General features: G+C 59.6%; 16 protein-coding genes. 2 read left to right on the top strand and 14 right to left on the bottom strand.

Going from position 1 to position 20,724, the window contains the following annotated elements:
* Positions 1-92: 92 nt before the first annotated feature.
* A complete protein-coding gene (locus tag ARCT_RS0101755; RefSeq protein ID WP_027238574.1) occupies positions 93-2,996 on the top strand; it encodes a Tn3 family transposase in 2,904 nt (967 codons plus the stop codon).
* A 109-nt stretch (positions 2,997-3,105) separates the two neighbouring features.
* On the opposite strand, the gene ARCT_RS28890 is transcribed toward ARCT_RS0101755, so the two are convergent.
* The 8 genes from ARCT_RS28890 to ARCT_RS0101720 all read right to left on the bottom strand — a co-directional run bounded on the left by ARCT_RS28890 (position 3,106) and on the right by ARCT_RS0101720 (position 12,777).
* A complete protein-coding gene (locus ARCT_RS28890; RefSeq protein ID WP_407691456.1) occupies positions 3,106-3,333 on the bottom strand; it encodes a DDE-type integrase/transposase/recombinase in 228 nt (75 codons plus the stop codon).
* Positions 3,334-3,549: 216 nt separating this feature from the next.
* Positions 3,550-4,557, bottom strand: coding sequence for an IS30 family transposase (locus ARCT_RS0101750; RefSeq protein ID WP_027238573.1), 1,008 nt, complete (start codon positions 4,555-4,557; stop codon positions 3,550-3,552).
* A 219-nt stretch (positions 4,558-4,776) separates the two neighbouring features.
* A complete protein-coding gene (locus tag ARCT_RS0101745; protein WP_027238572.1) occupies positions 4,777-6,099 on the bottom strand; it encodes an MmgE/PrpD family protein in 1,323 nt (440 codons plus the stop codon).
* An 8-nt stretch (positions 6,100-6,107) separates the two neighbouring features.
* Entirely contained in the window at positions 6,108-7,844 is a 1,737-nt protein-coding gene (locus ARCT_RS25120; protein WP_036783941.1) for an acyl-CoA dehydrogenase family protein, read from the bottom strand.
* 459 nt (positions 7,845-8,303) lie between these two features.
* Complete coding sequence (locus ARCT_RS0101735; RefSeq protein ID WP_027238571.1) at positions 8,304-8,939, bottom strand: 3-oxoacid CoA-transferase subunit B; 636 nt, start codon at positions 8,937-8,939, stop codon at positions 8,304-8,306.
* Complete coding sequence (locus ARCT_RS0101730; protein WP_027238570.1) at positions 8,936-9,601, bottom strand: 3-oxoacid CoA-transferase subunit A; 666 nt, start codon at positions 9,599-9,601, stop codon at positions 8,936-8,938. Before ARCT_RS0101730 ends, ARCT_RS0101735 begins: the two co-directional genes overlap by 4 nt.
* Positions 9,602-9,617: 16 nt before the next feature.
* Positions 9,618-11,570, bottom strand: coding sequence for a TRAP transporter permease (locus tag ARCT_RS25115; RefSeq protein ID WP_205855506.1), 1,953 nt, complete (start codon positions 11,568-11,570; stop codon positions 9,618-9,620).
* A 76-nt stretch (positions 11,571-11,646) separates the two neighbouring features.
* Positions 11,647-12,777: a TAXI family TRAP transporter solute-binding subunit gene (locus ARCT_RS0101720; RefSeq protein WP_027238569.1), complete on the bottom strand. Its 1,131-nt coding sequence runs from the start codon at positions 12,775-12,777 to the stop codon at positions 11,647-11,649.
* A gap of 182 nt (positions 12,778-12,959) precedes the next feature.
* Between ARCT_RS0101720 and ARCT_RS25110 the strand changes: the two genes are divergently transcribed.
* Entirely contained in the window at positions 12,960-13,886 is a 927-nt protein-coding gene (locus ARCT_RS25110) for a LysR family transcriptional regulator (RefSeq protein ID WP_051360500.1), read from the top strand.
* 121 nt (positions 13,887-14,007) lie between these two features.
* On the opposite strand, the gene ARCT_RS0101710 is transcribed toward ARCT_RS25110, so the two are convergent.
* From ARCT_RS0101710 to ARCT_RS0101685, 6 genes are read right to left on the bottom strand one after another with little or no spacing between them, the layout of a single operon-like run.
* Positions 14,008-15,465: a hypothetical protein gene (locus ARCT_RS0101710; protein WP_161631280.1), complete on the bottom strand. Its 1,458-nt coding sequence runs from the start codon at positions 15,463-15,465 to the stop codon at positions 14,008-14,010.
* The gene (locus tag ARCT_RS0101705; RefSeq protein WP_027238567.1) at positions 15,462-16,223 is read right to left on the bottom strand and encodes an enoyl-CoA hydratase/isomerase family protein; all 762 of its coding nucleotides are present in this window, start codon (positions 16,221-16,223) and stop codon (positions 15,462-15,464) included. The genes ARCT_RS0101710 and ARCT_RS0101705 overlap by 4 nt, the downstream gene beginning before the upstream one ends.
* Positions 16,220-17,083 carry a MaoC family dehydratase gene (locus ARCT_RS0101700; protein WP_027238566.1) on the bottom strand — a complete coding sequence of 288 codons (864 nt, stop codon included), beginning with the start codon at positions 17,081-17,083 and terminating at the stop codon, positions 16,220-16,222. The genes ARCT_RS0101705 and ARCT_RS0101700 overlap by 4 nt, the downstream gene beginning before the upstream one ends.
* Positions 17,083-19,191: an acetate--CoA ligase family protein gene (locus ARCT_RS0101695; RefSeq protein ID WP_027238565.1), complete on the bottom strand. Its 2,109-nt coding sequence runs from the start codon at positions 19,189-19,191 to the stop codon at positions 17,083-17,085. The genes ARCT_RS0101700 and ARCT_RS0101695 overlap by 1 nt, the downstream gene beginning before the upstream one ends.
* On the bottom strand, positions 19,188-20,342 hold the full coding sequence (locus tag ARCT_RS0101690) for a thiolase (protein ID WP_027238564.1): 1,155 nt from the start codon (positions 20,340-20,342) through the stop codon (positions 19,188-19,190). The genes ARCT_RS0101695 and ARCT_RS0101690 overlap by 4 nt, the downstream gene beginning before the upstream one ends.
* On the bottom strand, positions 20,339-20,719 hold the full coding sequence (locus tag ARCT_RS0101685) for a Zn-ribbon domain-containing OB-fold protein (RefSeq protein WP_027238563.1): 381 nt from the start codon (positions 20,717-20,719) through the stop codon (positions 20,339-20,341). Before ARCT_RS0101685 ends, ARCT_RS0101690 begins: the two co-directional genes overlap by 4 nt.
* Between the last annotated feature and the right edge of the window lie 5 nt (positions 20,720-20,724).

Raw genomic sequence — 20,724 nt, 5'->3', positions numbered from 1 at the left:
GAACCCCCTTTGAATCGGGCCTTGCAAGTCGTTGGTTTTGCTGGTGCGGGAATTGTCCTGAACAGACTAATGACTAACAAGGACAAACTCGTATGCCAAGACGCTCTATCCTGACCGCGCGCCAGCGCGCGGCGCTGTTCGATCTGCCGACAGACGAAGCCACCATCCTCTACCACTACACACTGGCGGACGATGACCTCGAATTCATTCGAACCCGTCGCCATGCACGCAATCGCCTCGGCTTCGCCCTTCAGCTTTGTGCTTTCCGATATCCTGGCCGACTGTTGGCGTCGGGTGAGGTCATTCCAGAGGCCATCAGCAGCTTCATCGCAGCACAGCTTGGCGAAGAGATGGATGAGCTTTGCCGATACGCCGAGACCGACGTAACGCGGCGCAGGCATTTGGTCGACTTGCGCCAGCTCTATGGCTTCAAGATGTTCTCCGGGCATCGCGCGCGGGAACTGAAGGCCTGGCTGGCAGGCGAGGCGGAGGTGGCAACCTCCAACCATGATCTGGCCCGCCGGTTTGTCGAAGAGTGTCGCCGGACCCAGACGATCTTGCCGGGTGTGTCCGTGATCGAGCGCCTCTGCGCGGATGCACTCGTGGCGGCGGAACGCCGGATCGAAAGCGCCATCGTGAACCGGCTGGATGAGGATAGAAAGGCCCGCCTGGACACCCTGCTCACGGAGATGGTCGATGGCACGGTCAGCCGGTTCGTCTGGCTGCGCCAATTCGAGGTTGGTCAGAACTCGGCCGATGTTGGCCGCCTCCTCGATCGGCTGGAGGTTCTGCGGGATCTGAACATCTCGCTAGATATCCTCGCGGGCATTCCACCCCATCGGGTGACCGGCCTGCGGCGTCAGGGCGAACGCTACTTTGCCGATGGTCTGCGTGACATCAGCAGCGACCGCCGCCTGGCCATTCTCGCGGTTTGCGCCGTCGAGTGGTGTGCCGCGATTTCCGACGCGGTGGTCGAGACCCATGACCGGATCGTCGGCAAGACCTGGCAGGGCGCGAAGAGGCTGTGCGACGCCAAAATCGCCGACGCAAAGGCGGCGGTGCAGGACACCCTGCGCGCCTTCAAATCTCTCGGGTCGGCCCTGCTGGACGCCAGAAGCGATGGGTCTTCCTTGGATCAGGCGACAGAGCTGGCTTGCGGGTGGGGTCGGCTCGAAGGGCTGGTCGCCACCGCCGCCGAGTTGACGCACACGATGGCCGCAGACCCATTGACCCATGTTGGCCAAGGTTATCTTCGGTTCCGGCGCTATGCCCCGCGCATGCTGCGCGTTCTCGATATCGAGGCGGCGGGTATCGCAGCTCCCTTGCTGCAGGCGACCGCGCTGATCGCAGACGATGAAAAGCCCGAAACCCGCCCAGTTGGCTTTCTGCGGCGCGGCTCGAAATGGCACCGCCATCTGAACGCTGCCGCCGGTGACGGCCATCGGCTCTGGGAGGTTGCGGTGCTGTTTCATTTGCGGGAGGCGTTCCGGTCGGGTGACATCTGGCTCCTCCATTCCCGGCGCTACGCTGATCTGAAGCAGGCCCTGGTTCCTGCGGAGGCGGTAGAGGGCGCGCCAAGGCTGACGGTGCCGCTCGACCCGGAAACCTGGCTTGCCGATCGCAAGGCGCGCATGACCGACGGGCTGGCGCGACTGGCCAAGGCGGCTCGCGCAGGGGCGATCCCGGGCGGGTCGATCGAGAATGGCGTCTTGAAAACTGACCGCCTGAGTGCGGCGGTGCCGCAAGAGGCGGACGAGCTGGTGCTCGATCTCTACGACCGGTTGCCGACCATACGGATCACCGAACTGCTGCAGGAGGTCGATGCAGATATTGGCTTCACGGAAGCCTTCACACATCTGCAGACCGGCGCGCCCTGCAAAGACCAGATCGGGATGCTGACCGTGCTGTTGGCTGAAGGTTTGAATCTTGGGCTCAGCAAGATGGCCGAAGCGACCAGCACACATGACTACTTCCAACTCTCCCGCTTGTCGCGATGGCATATGGAGAGCGATGCCATCAACCAGGCCCTCGCCTTGGTAATTGAGGCACAGGCCCGGCTGCCCATGGCCCAATTCTGGGGCGGGGGCGTCACCGCGTCCAGTGACGGGCAATTCTTCCCCGCCGCCCGGCAGGGCGAAGCCATGAACCTCATCAACGCGAAATACGGCTCCGAGCCAGGCCTCAAGGCCTATACCCATGTCTCCGACCAGTTCGGCCCCTTTGCCACCCAGAACATTCCGGCCACCGTGAGCGAGGCGCCCTACATTCTGGACGGGCTGCTGATGAACGAGGCCGGACAAAAGATCTCGGAGCAGTATGCCGACACCGGTGGCTTTACAGACCAGGTCTTTGCCGTGACCGCGCTGCTGTCCTACCGGTTCATTCCGCGCATCCGGGATCTGCCGTCAACGCGGCTCTATCTCTTCGATCCCGCCACCGCGCCGAACGAGTTGCGCGGCTTGATCGGCAGCAAGATCCGCGAAGGCGTCATCGTCCAGAACTGGCCTGGCGTCCTGCGTGCCGTGGCCACCATGGCGACGGGCGTCCTGCCGCCCAGTCAGTTGCTCAAAAAGTTCGCCGCCTATCCGCGCCAGCACGAGCTGGCCGTGGCGCTCCGCGAAATCGGCCGCATCGAACGCACCCTCTTCATCATCGAGTGGCTACTCGACGCCGACATGCAGCGCCGGGCCCAGATCGGCTTGAACAAGGGCGAGGCCCATCACGCCCTGAAAAACGCCCTGCGCATCGGGCGACAGGGCGAAATCCGTGATCGCACCGCCGAGGGGCAGCACTACCGCATGGCCGGCCTCAACCTGCTCGCTGCCATCATCATCTACTGGAACACCAAGCATCTCGGTCAGGCCGTCGCCGCGCGTCAGCGGGCCGGGTTGAATTGTGCGCCCAATTTACTGGCGCATATCTCGCCGCTCGGCTGGGCACACATCCTGCTCACTGGCGAATACCGGTGGCGGCGGCAAACCGGGGCCAGCTTGTGAAGTAATCAGCCCTATTTCTTGCCACCGTCACGGCTCCCAAACGGACGCACCGCGATCATCGCCACCACAAAGGCGGCACAGAGTTCAAAATGGAGGAAAGAAGGGGGTGTCAGGGCCTTGTGATACGATCCTGCCCCCTACCGGAATCTACCCCCTTTTCGTCCCGGATTCCCTTGCGGTAAGTTGGCGTCCCGTCCGTGCAAATCGATGCGGGTCGGTGCAGCCCTACACGAAGAATAGTTTTGCGCAGGAGGGCCTTAGCCGCGTTAGTACCCCGCCGTGCTGTCAAACGGTAATCAACCAACGGACCATTTGCATCGATCCCACGCCGCGCCATTTCTGCCAACGCGTATGCAGGTCTCATCCACATGTAATAAGTCGATGCGCGCCCGACCGGAAGATCGGCAACATCTTGGCAGGAAAGCGAATAGCGCAAGTGCTAACGCAGCACGGAGAATGATATCACCTGAAAAATGATGATGGTTGAAGGGGGAGCTACGCGGCATTATGTGAGTTCCATTCTGATTGCATCGGTTTGCGTGGGTAGGGTACTTCATCCCCGCTCCAGTTTCATCAGTTCATCTCGAAACGCTTCGGCCGGGGTTCGATAACCGAGGCATTTGCGCGGTGTCGCGTTCAGGCGGTCGCAAATCGACTTCATATATCGACTTGGGAGCGCCAGCAGAGCAGTGTCTCGTGGCAGGTATCTGCGAATCCGTTTGTTCATATTCTCGACTGATCCTTTCTGCCACGGGGCCTGTGGATCACAGAACCAAGATTTGGTTCCCATGCCTTTGTGCAGTTCGCGCCAGGATGTGAACTCAAACCCACGGTCGAACGTAATGCTGCGACGGGCGTCAGCGGGCAGGGGCGACATCTCGTTGATCAGCTTGTTCATGAGAGGGCGTGACTTGCGGTCGTTGTTGCGCAGCAGCAGCGTGTAGCGGGTCTTACGTTCTATCAAAGTCGCCACGTTGGCATTGCCTTGAGCGCGTTCAAAGATCATCAAGTCGCCTTCCCAGTTGCCAAACTGGCTACGGTTGTTGATCTCGTCGGGGCGGTTGTGAATGCTTATTTCCAAGGGGAACACACGATCACGGGCCTTGCGGGCGTAGCGTGGTTTGCGCTTCCTCTGGCGCTCGGGCAGATACCGGCCAAGTTCCTGAGACTGGCCGCTTTCAGAATAGACGTACTGATAGATTGTCTCGTGGCAAATCCGGTAAGGAGGACACGGTTCGATTCTAAGCCGACCTGCGATTTGTTCGGGCGACCAGCCGTTCTTCAATTTGCCGATCACTTCGTTGCGTAAATCCTCGTGCCGTTCCAATTTACGGCGCTTCAGGTAACGCCGATCTGCGAGCGTTTGCGCTGTCACATGCCAATAGCCATCAGCCTGCGGAACTTCCTCGTCGTGCCACCAGTTGCGCTTGATCTCGCGGTGGATCGTTGAGCGATCTCGACCAAGCGTTTCTGCGATCTTCGTCTTCGTGGCTTTCGCTTGGAGCATTGTCGCCAAGATTCTGCGTTCATCTAAGTTCAATTTGCGGTAGGGTCGTCTCATCACATCCTCCTGATCTGCATCAGAAATTTATCCAGTGATGCAATCCAAAATGGAACCCGCTTTATCAACCACATAAGGCCAATAATCTATCTTATGTAAATAACGGGGGCGCCTGCTCTATGGTGGTCGCGGTATCGGCCATATCCGAAAGGCCAGCATGCCACGACCAAATATGTGAAGCAAACCGTGCCTCACGGTTCTTTGCGCCACGCAGAGCCGTCAGCCGTTTGGCGTCGTCGTGCCAATGCGCGCCGCAAGCACGGCAGGCCCGTCAGGTTTATCTATATAACAGATGTCTTCCCACAGGGCAGCGCTGAGATCCCGACCGAGCAAGGTTTCCGACTTGTCTTGCAGTCGAAGTTTGATCGCGTCGGGGTCGTTGGTGGTAAGAATATCATGGCGTGCGCTGCGCACCGTTTCACCGGCAGTGATGCAGACCTGTGCTTCGCTGTCCGACAATGTGTCATCGGGGATTACCGTGACCCGATCGCGGAGGGCGCAAATGTCGCCGCGTGCGCAGGTTTCGGCGCTATAGACGTCCAGCGCAGCGGTATCGAGCCCGCCGAGCACCATTGCGGCGGTCAGGCGATAACTAAACTTCGCCTGCAGGCCGGTTTCGGGGGCGGGTTGGTTGCACACGTTGAGCCAACGCGGATGTGTGTTGATCGACACGGTGTCGATCGCGCTTGCAGGGATGTCCGTGAGGTCGATGGAGCGCAAGGCTTCCAACATCGAATGAAGACCATGACAGCAGGCGTGGAATTTATAGGACACTCCCGAAAACAGCCACTCCTGACCGATGTTGTGCAGGGCAGAAATTTCCGCCGCGCCGGAATGGGTGGGACCAAACCCTTGCGGACCCTCAAGAGCATCGGGGGCCGAAGTGGCACCCATCTGCGCCAGCAGCGCGGTGGTCACCCCGACTTCGGCGGCAAACCCTGCATGCAGCGGTTTGCCCATTGTGCCGAATTGACTTTTCAACCCAGCGGCACGTGTGGCCGTCAGGCTTAAGGCCTGTGCCATCTGGTCCGCGTTCAACCCAAGTATCCGCCCCGCTGCTGCGGTTGCACCAAATGCGCCGGATGTGCCGGTCTGGTGAAATCCTGCTTCGTAATGCGGTCGGCCCATCCACGCACCAACCCGGCAGGCCGTTTCCAGACCAACGGTCAATGCTTCGATGAAATCCGCGCCTGTGGCGGCTTTGGCCTCGGCCAGCGCAAGCGCTGCGGGGACCACCGCAACGCTTGGATGTCCGAGATACCCGAAATGCGTATCATCATAATCAAGCGCATGACTGGCCGCGCCATTGGCAAGTGCGGCGGCGGCGGGTGACGCACGACCGGAGCCAAATACAGTGGCACTGTTTTTGGTCCCTGCGGTTTGAAGCGCCATCGCGCGTGCCGCGCGGGCCACGGGTTCATCGCGCCCTGCAAGGCCGACCGTGGCCCAGTCATATAAAGAGCAATGCACGAAGCGGGTCATGCGCGTGTCGGGGGTGATGGGGCCTGTTGCGAATGTGCCAAGGGTGTGGGCAAGGGTCATGTTATGTCTCATTTTGTGGAGTGTGGTGTGGCGACTGCATCGCGACCTGCGCGCAGCAACAGGTCGGGCAGCCAGGCCGGTTCGGGTTCGGCGGGGGCAAGCGGATCGCGTGTCGTCAAGCGTTCTGACAAAACCATACGCGCCAGCAGCGCGCGATCCGTGGCCGCAACCGGATCTGTTGCGGTCAGTCGGGCGCTTTCCCACGCAAGAAAGACAGCCGATGTCACGTTATAAAGCGCGCTGGCCGCGCGGCGTGTTTCTGCTTCCTGCGCGGATTGATGCTCTCCTGCGGCGGCCTGTATCAAAATGCTGACCTCTTCAATCGCCTGCGCAATCGGAGAGGTCAGCGCGTCCTCGACCTCTGAAAGGCAGGCAATCAGATAGTCTGTCAGAGCCTCCAACGCGCCTTCACGGCGCACCGCGCGTCCGACATCGAGTGCGACGATATTGCTTGTGCCTTCCCAGATCGATCCAAGATGTGCATCGCGCAGCACCCGGGCATCCGACCATTCCTCGATGTAGCCGCACCCGCCGCGCACCTCCATGGCATCTCCGGCAACCTTGCGCGCATCCCGACAGGTCCGAAATTTCACAAGGGGTGTCAGGATCCGCAAAACCTTTGCCATCGTGGCATCGCCCCGGTCCGCCGCGTCCAAAACCCGTGCGGTGTGGAACACCATGCTGCGCCCTTGTTCCGTCGGCAAAAGCATTTTCGCCAACTGACGGCGCATCAGTGGCATGTCGATCAAGCGTTTGCCAAACGCGGTGCGGTGGCGAGAGATGAACAACGCCTCCGAGGTGGCGCGCCGCATCAGCCCGGCGCTGCGGACACCATTGGCAAGCCGTGACATGTTGATCATGTCGGTCATCTGCTTGAACCCCTGCCCGGCCTCGCCAACCAGATAGGCTTCGGCCCCTTCAAGGGTGATTTCCCCCGATGCCATTGAACGGGTGCCCAATTTATCCTTCAGCCGTATGATCCGATAGGCGTTCAGGCTGCCATCTGAAAGGTGGCGGGGCAGCAGGAAAAGCGACAGCCCGCGGGTGCCCGCTCCGCCGCCTTCAGGCCGCGCCAGCACCATCGCCAGCGCCGCATCCGGATTTGAGCAGAACCATTTGTCCCCATAGAGTTTCCATGTGCCGTTCTCGTGGCGGGCCATGGTGTCAACCGCGCCAACATCGGACCCTGCGGCTTGTTCGGTCATGAACATTGCCCCTTGGAACAGCTCGTTCATGTCTTGGCTGGTCAGCCGGTCAAGATAGCGGTCGATCAACGCGTTCGAGCCGAATTTACATAGGGTGCGCGTCAACGAGTCGGTCATGCTCAGCGGACAGCACAGCCCAAACTCTGCCTGCACAAAAAGATAAACCAGTGCATATTTCGCCAAGGGGTGCAGTTTGTCCGCCTGATCAAAGACCCCGCCCCGATGCGACATGGCGGCCAGCCCGAATTCGCCAAAGGCAACGCGTTCAAGCTCCTCATAGGCGGGGTGTTTTTCGATCTGCTGGCAGGGTTCTCCGGTGCGGTCGCGCAGCAAGAGCCGTGGCGGATTTTTATCCGATGTCAGGGCAAGTTGTTCCAATCTGTCGCCCACCAATTGGCCCATCCGGTCAAGTTGTGGTTCCAAAACCGGATGCAGGGCCTTGGGCAGGTACACGGTCAACAGCGCCGCAAACGCCGGATCTGTCCGAAATGCGTTCAGGCCCCGACTGTCGGGGACGTTTGTATGGGCCAGATCGTTCATGTGCTCCTGCCTTTCTGCTGTCGTCTCAGCGCAACAGTGCGGTTTTGACGGCGCGCTATGCCCGCCCAAGCGGCGCGGCGATGTCCGGCTTTGGCGATATGTCGCTGCGCGGCGTGCCGGAGGGCCCTGCGCTTCCGAGATCTTTCCTCGCTTGGCCACAGGGGGCTGCAAGAGCCTCGGCCCGCGCGGGATATATACAGGATTTCATCAAAAATCGCCATGACAATCCTCTCCCATGACCCTCCGCGCGCGGGGCCGATCGTATCGCAATGCGGCCGGCATTCCCCCATGCGGGCATGGCCTGCGTCTGAGGCGATGTCCCGATGTCGGCGGCGGGTCCGACCGGCGCCGCGCTGCGGTCTGGCGCTTGCCCTCACGCGATCCCCGGCGCTCCTGAGCGCGCTTTCAGGCCTGTCGGACAGGCGGTCTTTGGGCTTTCGCATGCTCGCCCCTTTTCCTTTACGTCAGGATCTCGGCGTCAGTCAGGGATTGAACCTCTTCAAAACTGTTGCCCGGTGCCAATTCCACCAGTTTGAAACCCTCCGGCGTCACATCAAGCACCGCAAGATCGGTATAAACCGTGCTGACCACGCCCAGACCGGTCAATGGATAGGTGCATTTTTTCAAAATTTTGGGGCTGCCGTCGCGGTTCACATGCCGCATCATCACCAGAATCTTTGGCACCCCCGCGACAAGGTCCATTGCCCCGCCCACGGCCGGTGGAAATGAATCGTCAAGCGTTGCCCAATTGGCCAGATCGCCATTTTCTGCCACCTGATAGGCCCCCAAAACCGCAATATCTATATGCCCGCCGCGCATCATTGCAAAGCTGTCGGAATGTTCGAAAAAGGCGGCTCCGGGCGCGGCGGTCACATATCGTTTGCTTGCGTCGATCAGCTCGGGGTCTTCGGTGCCTGCGGGCGGTACCGGGCCGACGCCTAAAATCCCGTTTTCGGAATGGTAGATCACTTCGCGGCCTTCGGGGACGTGGCTGGCGACATGCGCGGGCTTTCCGATGCCAAGATTGACATAGGAGCCGTCTGGAATGTCTTGCGCGACCCGCGCCGCGAGCTGCGTATCTGTCAGTGAATTCATGGCCGGACCCCGTATTCCACGACGCTTTGTACAAAAATGCCCGGTGTTACGACCTGCTCGGGCTCCAGTGGGGTTTCGGACAGGTGCCGGACTTCGGCAATGGCATGGCGGGCCGCCATTGCCATCACGGGATTGAAATTGCGCGCTGTCGCATGAAAGTTCAAATTTCCATATTTGTCGCCATTCTCCGCGCGCAAAAGTGCGAAATCGGCATGCAGCGGCGCCTCAAGCACGTAACCGCGACCATCGATCATGCGTGTTTCCTTGCCCTCGGCGAGGAGCGTTCCATAGCCTGTCGGTGTGAGAAAACCGCCCAACCCTGCCCCCGCAGCGCGGATACGTTCGGCAAGCGTGCCTTGAGGCACCACTTCAAGGCCGATTTCGCCGGCTTTGTACCGTTTTTCGAACCAGATTGATCCAGGTGTGCGCGGGTAAGAGCAGATGACTTTCGCCAACCGCCCCGCCTTCAGAAGTTTTGCAATCCCGGTTTCGCCGGAACCGGCGTTGTTCGAGATCACGGTCAATCCTGTGGCCCCCTGTTCCAGCAGAGCATCGATCAAACCGAAGGGTATGCCGGAGGACCCAAATCCGCCGATCATCACGGATGCGCCGTCGGGGATTGGGGCGACCGCATCGCGCAAATTGGGGGCGCTTTTGTCCATTCGCAGATCTCCTGACTTAGGTTCCGGTGGCGCTGTTACGGCGTCCAATCCCCAAATTGACCACGATCACGGCGGTGAGGATCGCGCCGCCAATGAGGCTGGTCGCCAGTTCGGGGAAGATGATCAGAATACCACCGGCGCCAAAGGCAATGCGACTGACCGTGCCGATCCTGCCGACCTTGTAGATCCAGCTTTCAAAAGCCGAAGTGACTGCCCAGATCGCGATCAATGTCAGGGATATGCGTTCGATGATCTGCGGCCACGTGCCATCCATGATCAACGCCGGATCATAGACGAAAATAAACGGCAGCACGAACAGCGGCATTCCAAGGCGCATGGCATGGAACCCGGTTTGCATCGGGCGCGATCCGGCCAGATTGGCCGCTGTGATCGCTGCGAGCGCAACAGGTGGGGTGATGTAGGACAGCATGCCCCAATATAGAATGAAAAGGTGACTGGCGATCGGGTTCAGGCCTGCTTGAACCAACGCGGGGGCAAGCAAGATCGACAGGAAGATATAGCAGGCGGTTACAGTCATCCCCATGCCAAGAACAAAGCTGGTCACGGCCCCGGCAATCAGCATCAATGCGGTGTTGCCTCCGGCATAGAGAAGCAATTCTCGCGCGAAGGCGCCCGCCACACCGGTGTAGGAGAGCCCGCCGACCACAAGACCGATCCCCGCCAGAACCGCAACAAGGCTCGCAATGTTCTTAGAAACATCCAGAAGCAGGTCTTTCGCACGGCGAAGCGACAGCCGGGTTTCTTTTTTGAACGAGGTGGCGATCAACATGACAAGGGAGGCGTAGTAAGGCGAACGGGCCTCCATCCGCAGGCCCATCAGGACAAAGATCAATACCGCGAGGCTCAACAGGTAGGGCCAGCCGGATTTCAGCACCGGCCAAATGGCGGGGATTTCGGTGCGAGGCAGGCCTTTGAGCCCACGTCGGGCCGCATACATATCCACTTGCAAAAGCAAAGCCACATAAAATAGCAAGGCCGGAATGACCGCCGCAATCACAATTGTCGAATATTGCACCCCCAAAAACGAGGCCATGACAAACGCCACAGTCCCCATGACGGGAGGCATCAGCGTCGCCCCCGTGGAGGCACAGGCCTCAATCGCGGCGGCATAGCTGGCGGGGTAACCCACGCGGCGCATTGTCGGGATGGAAAATGGCCCTGATGTCAGAATGTTCGATATGACGCTGCCTGACAAAGATCCCAAAATGCCGGACCCCATGACCGCGACTTTGGCGGGGCCGCCGCGGCTGTGCCCAAGAAGGGCCGACGCCAGTTCCATGAAAAAATCGCTGCCCTTGGTGATGACCAAGACCGAGCCGAAGATGACAAAGCCAATGACCAATTCGGCCACCACTTGCATCGGGATGCCAATGATGGATTCAACCCCAAGCACATGGGCCCGTATTGTCCCGATCAACGAATATTCTGTGCCCCACAAAAAACCCGGCATGTAGCCGGCGTAAAGCGGATAGGTGCCAAATAGAATTGCGGTGAACAAAAGGATGGGACCGCCTGCACGGCGCACGCCCTCAAGAACCAGAATGATCAGGATTGAGGCCATCACATCGGCCATCAGCGGCGCGTCATATTCCCATCCGCGTTGGATGATATCGAGCCCATGCCGCCCAAGCCATCCGGCACTGACCAATGCGGCAATTGCGAGAACCGGGTTCAGCCATTGAAGCCGCTGCGGGTGCAATCTGCTGACGGGCATGGTGAGAAAGGCAATCGCGAGAAAAATCCCGATCAGGTAATACAGATAGGCGTTTCCCAAGGGCTGAAACCCGAGGATGTTTAAAAGAAACTGTTGGTTGATAGCCATAGCGACGCCAAGGGCGCCAAGCCCCATGACCGCCACGCGCATTATGCGCTGTCCGGTCGGTGCATCGGCACTGACCTCCGCCGCATGTGCTGCGGTCGGAGCCTCGTTCTTGTCTTCGGATACCATTGTTTAATCCCGACCTGGCAATGTTTATTCCCCCGGCGGCAGATCAAGCGCACCGGGGGAAGCAAAAACGCGCGGCTCAGTTCAGGCTGGCAGCAACCTCTGCGCGCCGGGCCATCCAAGCGGCGGCGAATTCTTCCTCGGACATGTCTGCATTCTGAGGTTTGAATTCGGCCCAGGCGGCAATCAGCGCATCCATCCGTTCGGTACGCTTTGCATTCCAGGCGTCATCTTCGGCGGTCCAGATCCCTTTTTCTTTCAGGTAGCGGATGGCGCCTTCGTGGAAGGGTACGTCGATGGCCGGTTTGCCGGACCTTTCGAGCGCCCACCGTTTCATGGCGGCGGTGCCATCTTTGTAAAGATCATAGGTTTCATCCAGAGCCTTGATAAAGGCATAAACATCATCTGCCGATTTATCCACGGTCGTGGTGATGATCGGATAACGATAGGCACCCATTTTGGCGACTTCGCCTTCGGCGAGACCGGCGGCGACATCCTCGTTAGAGGGGCTCATGATTGGCAGAACCTCCAAAAGCTGTTTCCAACCTTCCGCATTGTCCGCTTCAAGCGGGGCGTAATGAATGCCACGCGGGCTTTCGGCCAGTTCGTAGAGCTGGCTGGTGGTCGGAGTCGTGCAGGTTGCGTCCGACTCGTTGCGTGTCATGGACGACATCGCGGCTGCATATGTCGGGAAGGTTACCACTTTGACATCGTCAAGCGTCAGCCCGCCAAAGGCAAGGATCGCCTCACATTTCACGTTCACAGAGGGGTTCCCGGCGACAAAGGCAATGCGTTTTCCGCGTGCATCGGCCACGGTTTCAATTCCGGCGTCCGCCGCCGCAACCAAAGTGAGGCCTGCCGGACGTCCGGCAATGGCACGCAGCTCTTTTGGTCCCCAGTCAGGCGTTGCAAAGTCATAGGCGCCTTCGGAAAGGAAGAAAGCTTCGGTGGCGAGAAATGCGTAATCGGCGCGCCCCTGAAGCAAGGGTTGAAGCCGCCCGATCCCGCTGCCGGAAGGTTGTATCCGCACGCGGGTGCCGAATTTCTTGCCAAAGGCGTCCGCGATGGCCGAGGCTTCGGCGTAACCGGCCGACCCAACGTCATAGGACGTCCAGATCATGGTATCCGGCAGGTCCTGCGCCGAGGCCGAAAAGGCCGATAGTGTCATCAAGCCGCTAACGGCAGCTGCAATATGCGTTCTGGTTTTCATGTAGCTCTCCCTGTCAAATGGAAGCGTCTCGAACCGCCGATCCTCCACCGGCGGCGGCGCTGTGGTGTATATGAAAACACCAAGACACCGGACAAAGACGTTCCTTGAAGTAAACAGTGCATGATATGGAAGCCATGTTGCAAGTGTATTATAGATATATCAGCTATACCAATGAGGTATGAATGGACTTTCGCCAACTTCGTAATTTTATCCATGTGGTTGAGCTGAGCAGCATCACCGCCGCCGCAGAGCGTTTGAACATTGCGCAACCTGTGCTCAGCCGACAGGTCAAATCGTTAGAGACAGAATTGAATGTGCAGCTGTTGCGGCGCCACGGCCGTGGGGTGATGCCGACAGAAGAAGGCATCAGATTGGCGCGCCGGGCCAAGGTTATTTTGGAAGATGTCGAGGATTTAGCGGGCGAAATTTCGGGCAACCTTGCGCCCCTTTCGGGCACGGTGACGCTTGGCCTGCCCCCGACCGTCGCGGAAATTTTGGCGACGCATTTGATTGAACAGGCGTTGCACGTCTATCCGGATGTGAACCTGCGGGTCATTTCCGGTTTTAGTGGCCATGTGCAGGACTGGCTTGTGCGCGACAAGATTGATCTCGGGGTGGCGTATGAGGGGCAAAGACCCCCTGCAATTACATTGCAACCTATTATTATAGAAAAGCTTTTCTTGGTTCAATCTGCTCAACACGCATCGGCGGATGATGGCGTTCCAATCCGTTCCGGTGAGGCATTGAAGCAGGATCTGATTTTGCCCAATCGCGAACACGGGTTGCGCGGATGTATCGAAAACATCGCCAGCGACGCACAGATCGACCTGAACGTGATCCTGGAAGTTGACATATTGCCAACCATGCTCGCCTTTGTGGAGCGAGGTTTGGGCAGCACGATCCTGCCTCTGGTCAGCGTGATCAATCAGGTGCGTGTAGGACGGTTGATTGCACGTCCGATCGAGAGGCGCAGCATCGACCGCACATTGGTTTTGATGACGCCGTTGAACCGCCCCGGTTCGCGTTTGACCAGCAGCTTTGCCGATTTCCTGATCGCTGAAGTGCATAAGATGGTTGCATCGGGACAATGGCCGGGCGTCACCCTGTGACGGCTGTGCCATCCGATCTTGGTCTGAAATGTGGTTTGGAGATTTTACACAGATATGATTTTCACATCCGGCGGATGGTGCGGGCGTTGACTTTGCGGATCCATGTGCACCGCTAAATTTTTTAGATCAGGCCGGTTTGTATCAGCGCGGTCAGCAGCACGGCCCATACCGCCAGGATCGCGATACAGTAAGGCCCGTTCCAGAACAGGCCAAGACGTGCGGGTGAGCGCCCCATTATGGCCGCCCCGATGATGACGGTGGTTATGAAAGGCGAAAACCCCATCACAGCCGCCCATCCCCCGCTGATTGCTAAGGCAATAATCGTGTCGTTGAGTCCCGGAACCTCCAACTGTGTGGCGATGGTTCCCAGAACCGAGCCCACCACAATCGGGTTCACCCCAAGAAGCCCGATCACCACCATCATCAGCAGCAATCCCAACGCCAATATGAGTGGGCCAAACCCAAGTGCGGCAATGGCATCGCGTAAGGCTTCGGACGGGATCAACGCCAATAAGACAACCGGCAAAAATCCGGCCGATGCGAAGACCCCGATTTCACCGCCGACCCCGGACAGCCGTTGCCAGCTTGTGCGGGTGGCGGTCTTGACACCGGCGACCGATCCGCCCGGCGTGCGCCGTGTCGCTATGGCGGCCCAAAAGATTGAATAACAGGGCACCACAAGGATCAGGGCTTGCTGAAAATTAAGGCGGCTGAGGTCATGCACGATGAACACCGCCGCCCCCAAAGCCCCCACATGGCACAACAGCAACGCCGCCCCGGCCCAACTTCTGGGCGGGGGGCTTGGCGGCGGAAGGCCCATGCGCCGATACCGCCGCCCCTCCCATCGATCCATGCTCCAGCCGACGGCGATGAATACGAAAGACATCGCAAACCCGATCGGCCCGAAATCGAAATAGGAAATACCGGGCAAGGTGATCAGGATGGCATTGGTGGCAAACCCGAAAGGCGACCAGAGCGCAATCAGCGAAAACCCCCGGATCACCGCCAAGGTCATGCGTTTTTCACGCAGGTTCCGGGCCTCTTGGGTCATTTGTGCGGCGGCTTCGGTGGATATCGCGCGTTTGGCCATATCCAGTAGCACCGCAAGCCCGCCGAAATTGATCAGCACACCAAAAAGATGCCCGCCAAAGGTCATTGCCAGATACCGGCGTGAGGCCGGTTGATTTGTCACATATTGACCGGCGCGGTGCACTTCGGGCGCCAATGCGGCGGACGACCGCAATGTGCCCAGAAACGCGATCAAGGCCGATAGGAAAAGCATGCGGTCGGAGGCTTGCCACAGAACGGCAGCAGGCACTCCGCGAAACAATGCAACGATCAGGGTCAAAAGAGACAGCAGGACCGGCACCCAGGTGCCAGCACTGAACTGGCGCAGGGTCAAAATCAGGTACAGCCCCAAAGCCGCCATTCCGGCCAATGTCAGCCCCTTTGCATCGGCAAAGATAAGCACAACCGCCACCAGCATGACGAAGGCCAACAGCCCCCGCAGCAGCACCATCCTGCCGGTCTGTAAAACCGGATGGGAGGGTGCGGGTGCATTGGTGTGATCCTTGGTCAACATCCGCGAAATCTGGGTGGCCTCTTTTCGGCAAAGGCAGCCCGACCTTCGGCGGCATCGGAGCTGTTCACCAAAGCGGGCTGAAGCGTTTGCTCATAATCAAGCGCCGCACCGAGATCACGGGCAAACCAGTCCACAATAAATTGACGCGGCAGCGGCGCCGTTTTGGCTTCCTCAAGCGCCAGCACCCCGGCCAAGCGCGCGGCATCGCCGGGGTCGGTCAATTCATCGACCACGCCCAATGTCAACGCTTCGGGGGCATCGATCACACGGCCGGTCAGCAACAATCGCCGCGCGCGTGCGGGACCGACCCGCGCCGGAAGGGTGGCAAATAACCCCATATCAGGCATCAGCCCGACCTTGGTAAAACTGGCGACAAATCGGGCATTCCGCGAGGCGACCACCGTCGGGCACGCCAGTGCCAGTGAAAAACCGCCCCCGGCGGCCCATCCTTCGACCCCTGCAACAAGTGGTTTTGAAAACCGGGCCATCCGGCCGACCAAATCCTTGATCAGGGCAAACCGTTCACGATGTTCGCAGATGCTGCGGTCTTTTTGCTCACGCACATCCCCGCCGGCTGAAAAATGCCCGCCCGCGCCGGTTAATACGACGGCGCGCACGGCGGGGTCTGCTTCGGCCTCCGACAGCCGGGCCCGTAGCGCTTTGCGTCGTTCATGCCCGATGGGATTGCGGCGCTCGGGGTCATTGAGTGTGATGATCAAAAGGCCATCGTCGTGATGCTCTGTTGTGACGCTCATTTTGCACTCCTGTGCCGGAACAACTCATTGCCAATGACGATTTTACCGCGCTCAATGGCGCGGGTGCGGAATGATCCGTCTTGCCAAATTTCGGTCCGCAGCGTTTCGCCGGGGAATACATGCGCGGTGAACCGTGCATCCATTGACCCAAATGCCGTGTCATCATAGTCGCATAAAACCGCAAGCAGCGCATGGGCGGCGCATTCAAAGCTGCATAGACCGTGCAAAATGGGTCGTTCGAAGCCTGCCTCATGCACGGCGCGCGGGTCAAGATGCAACGGATTGGGATCACCGTTCCAACGATAGAGCAAGGCTTGCTCTGGTCGCGTGGGAGTTTCAAAAACATGATCCGGCGCAGTTTCAGGGAGAGGATGTGGGGTTTTTAACGGCCCGCTGGGGCCGCCAAACCCACCCTCCCCACGCAAAAATGTGGTCCCCCGGCACGTGGCCAGATGCACACCGGTGCCGGCGTCGTGCAGGTCTTTCTCGGAATAGCGCAAGGCATCTTTTCCGGCGCCTTTGTCGATAAGGCCCGTCACGCGGGTCTTGGCCGCCCCGGCACCTTTGGCGTGAATGCGGTTGTGGATCGTCATGCCCTCTTCGCCATGCATAGGCTTAAGCGCGTTGACGCCCGTTTCCGGCTTGCTCATCCAAAATCCCGGATGGCCCAATATGTTGGCGATGGCGGGTATCGCAGGTTGATCATGTGCAAGCGCACCGACATATGACATCTGGCGCAGGTCCATCGGATCCTGTCCGAGGCCGACAGAAAGACCATAAAGCCCCACTTCCGCCGGCCCGTAGGTTTGCCGCACGTCCGGGATCTCGACATGCATCAGATGATCATAGTCAATGGCCATCAAGGGTCCTCGTGAGGGGTCAGTTCAATAACCGCATCCAGAGCGTAGGCGCCCTGCCCGCTTGGCATGGCCAGAACCGGATTGAGATCGACGGAGGCAAGACGCTCTCCCGCACTGGCGGCAAAGGCCGACAGGCGCGACAGCATATGTGACAGCGCATCAATATCTGCCGGCGGTGTCCCGCGCGCCCCTTGCAGAATGGCGGCGCTGCGGATCGACAAGATCATGTCGCGGGCGGTTTCGGGATCAAACGGGCAAGCCCGTACAGCCACATCATTCAGCAGTTCGACAAAAATACCGCCAAGCCCGAATACGGCCACGGGCCCAAAGGTTGGGTCGCGGTTAATCCCCATCAGACATTCCACACCGCCCGACAGTTGCTTGGCCACAAGTACGCCGGTGACTGTGGCCTCTGGCGCGTGCTTGGCCGCCGCTGCCAAAATGTCGTCATAGGCGGTGCGCACGGCCTTCGCATCCTGAATGTCCAATTTGACAGCGCCGATATCGGATTTGTGCACAATCTCCGGCGACAGGATTTTCATCACCACCGGATATCCAAAGGCGGCGGCGGCTGTCACCGCCTCTTCGGCGCTGCTGACGGCCTGTTCGGGGGCGGCGCAAATGCCGGCGGTGGTGAGGAGTGTTTTGGCTTGGGCTTCGTCGGGGCTTGTTGCGGGCAAGATCACCGGTCCATGCGATGGCAGCGCAGGTCGGGCATCTTTGTTCCGCGCGCCGCCGAGCCTCAATATTGCATCAAGCGCGCGCACCGCGCGACACGGGTCATTGAAAATCAGGATGCCCGCGTCATCGTATTGGCGCAGAATCTCGGGATCGCCCAAGGCACAAAAGGCGATGATGCGATCGGGATAGGCGCGGCGCAGCGGCACCATCGCCTTGAGGATCACTTCGGACATTGCATCACTGCCGGCGACATAGGTCAGGAAACACAGCACTGCGCCATATCCACCCTCTTCCAGAGCGGCCTGTGTGAAACTTTCCAGAAGCGAAGGATCGTTCAGCGCCTGCGCCGTACAGTCCAGCGGATTGACCGGCGAGGCATAGGGCAGCAGAGCCTTCAACTTGGCCTGCGCGGCGTCGGGCATGGGGGGCATCGGAAGGCCAACGCGTTCTGCCTCGTCGCTGGCGACGATACCCGCCCCGCCACTGACGGTGATGACGCCCAAAGAATGGTGCGCCGGGAAGACCTTCTTGGAGGCCGCATAGGCAATATCCATCATCGTTTCGGGATCGCGCAGGATAATCGCACCGTGATCGGAGAGAACAGCATCTGCCACCACGGCATCACCTGTCAACGATGCGGTATGCGATGCGGCGGCGCGTGCGCCTACGGCCGAACGTCCGGATTTCAACGCGAGCACGGGTTTGCCTGCCGCGCGTGCGGCATCGAGCGCCGCCAACAGAGCGGGCGCATCATTGATCGCTTCCATATAGGCGCAGATCACATCGGTGGTGTCGCTTTCGGCCATCCATCGAATGGCTTCGGCGACGGTGATATCGGCTTCGTTGCCGGTGGTGATCAATATCGAACAGCCCAGCCCCCGATCCCGCGCCAGCGCCCCGAGATGCGCCCCAAACGCACCGGACTGGCTTGCGATTCCGATGTTGCCGGGAAACGGGTGGCCCGTATCCAGAGACGAAGAAAATGTCCCGTAATACCCGATATCTACATTATAGACCCCCAGCGTGTTCGGACCCAGAAGGCGCATACCGTGTTCGCGGGCAAGTTCGACAAGTTCACGCTGTGCGGCTTCGCCTTCGGCGCCGACCTCGGCAAAGCCGGCGGAAAACAGCGTGGCTGCGGTGCAACCTTTGCGCCCAAGCGCCTCAATCGTTTCGGCCACCAGTTTGGCGGGCACCGCGATCAGCGCCGCATCGGGCACTTCGGGCAAATCGTCTACGCTGCTATAGCAGCGCAGGCCCTGCACAGTGTCGCGTTTCGGATTGACGGGCAAAATACGGCCCTGATAGCCCGCCTTGAGCATCGCGGCGATCGGTCGTCCGCCAATGCGTGTGACATCATCCGAGGCACCGATCACGGCAACGGAGCGAGGCGCAATCAAATTATCAATATGTGGAAGACTGGTCATAGTGTGGCCTCCGATCCCAAAATGGCCGTGCATTGGCTCGAGAGCGTGCCGCCATTGCCATGACACAGCGCCAGATCACAGCTGTCGATCTGGCGCTCTCCGGCTTCGCCGCGAATTTGGGCGACGGCCTCGGTAATCAGGAACAATCCGTACATGCCCGGATGCACACAGGACAGCCCGCCGCCATTGGTATTCACGGCCAAATCACCGCCTGGCGCGATGCGGCCGTCTTCGACAAACCGGCCGCCCTCACCTTTGGGGCAAAAGCCGAGATCCTCAAGAAAGAGGATCGTGTTAATGGTAAAAGCGTCATAGAGCATCACCAGATCCAGATCCGCACGTGTGACCCCGGCCATTTTCAATGCGCGTGGGCCGCTGTCGGCGGCGGCGGTTGTGGTCAGATCCGGCATCGCCACGATTGACCGGTGATAATTCGCAGCGCCCGCGCCAAGAAAATACACAGGCTTGGCCGAGAGATCCTTGGCGCGATCCGCACGGACCAATACAACAGCCGCCGCGCCATCGGTCACCAGACAGCAATCTGCCTTCGTCAGCGGATCGGAGATCATCCGCGACGATAGAACCTCATCCTTTGTTAGCGGACCACGGGCAAAAGCATCGGGGTTCAGATTGGCCCAACCACGCGCCGCCAAGGTCACATCGGCAAGCTGTTCCCGGGTCGTGCCATACTCCGCCATGTGGCGGCTGGTGGCCAAGGCGTATGCGGTAATGGGATGGCGCGGATTGTAAGGCGTTTCGTGCCATTGCGGTTCGCTCATCGACACAAGCCGTCCGCCGGCGGTGCGTTGGTTCGAACCATAGCAGACCAGGGCCGCATTACACAGGCCGGCCTGCAACGCCAATGTCGCCTGCAACAGGTGCAGCTCGAAACTGGAGCCACCGACATTGGTGGCTTCAAAGAACGTGGGTTTCAAGCCCAGATGCTCCACAACGCTCATGGTTGGAAAGGCATGGCTGCTGGTTGCTGCGAACACGCCATCAATATCTGAAAGCGCCAGTCCCGCGTCATTGACGGCGGCCACGGCGGCCTGTCCCAAAAGTTCGATTGCGGAAAATCCGGGCGCGGCCCCGACACCGGCCATCGCCATGCCAACGATTGCGGATTTTCCGCGGATATCTTTATGGCTCATGCTGTGCGCTCCTGTAGCAGGTCAAAGACGACCCGCGGGCCACTTTCGGATGCTTCGATGCGCGCCTTGACGCGCGCGCCGATGGCGGCGGTTTCTACGTCGGGGAGTGTGGACATCATGCGCACGCCTTCGTCCAATTCGATAAGCGCGATATTGTGCGATCCGCTGCGGGCCCGGTTGACAGTAATCGCATAAAGCGTGCCGGTGCCTTTGGCGGCCACCCATTCCAGATCCATTGCACCCGAGGGGGTCACCACCCGTGGCCAGAACAGGTATTCACCGGTGCTCTTGGCGTGCTGAATCATGAAACGGCCCGCCGCCAGATGGGCCTCATAGGCGGCCTGCGGTCCCAGTTCGGTCATGTCAGATGTGGTCATGTTGT

Origin of the sequence: Pseudophaeobacter arcticus DSM 23566 (assembly GCF_000473205.1) — a bacterium.
Lineage (GTDB): Bacteria > Pseudomonadota > Alphaproteobacteria > Rhodobacterales > Rhodobacteraceae > Pseudophaeobacter > Pseudophaeobacter arcticus.
This window is presented reverse-complemented; position numbering and strand designations above follow the sequence as displayed.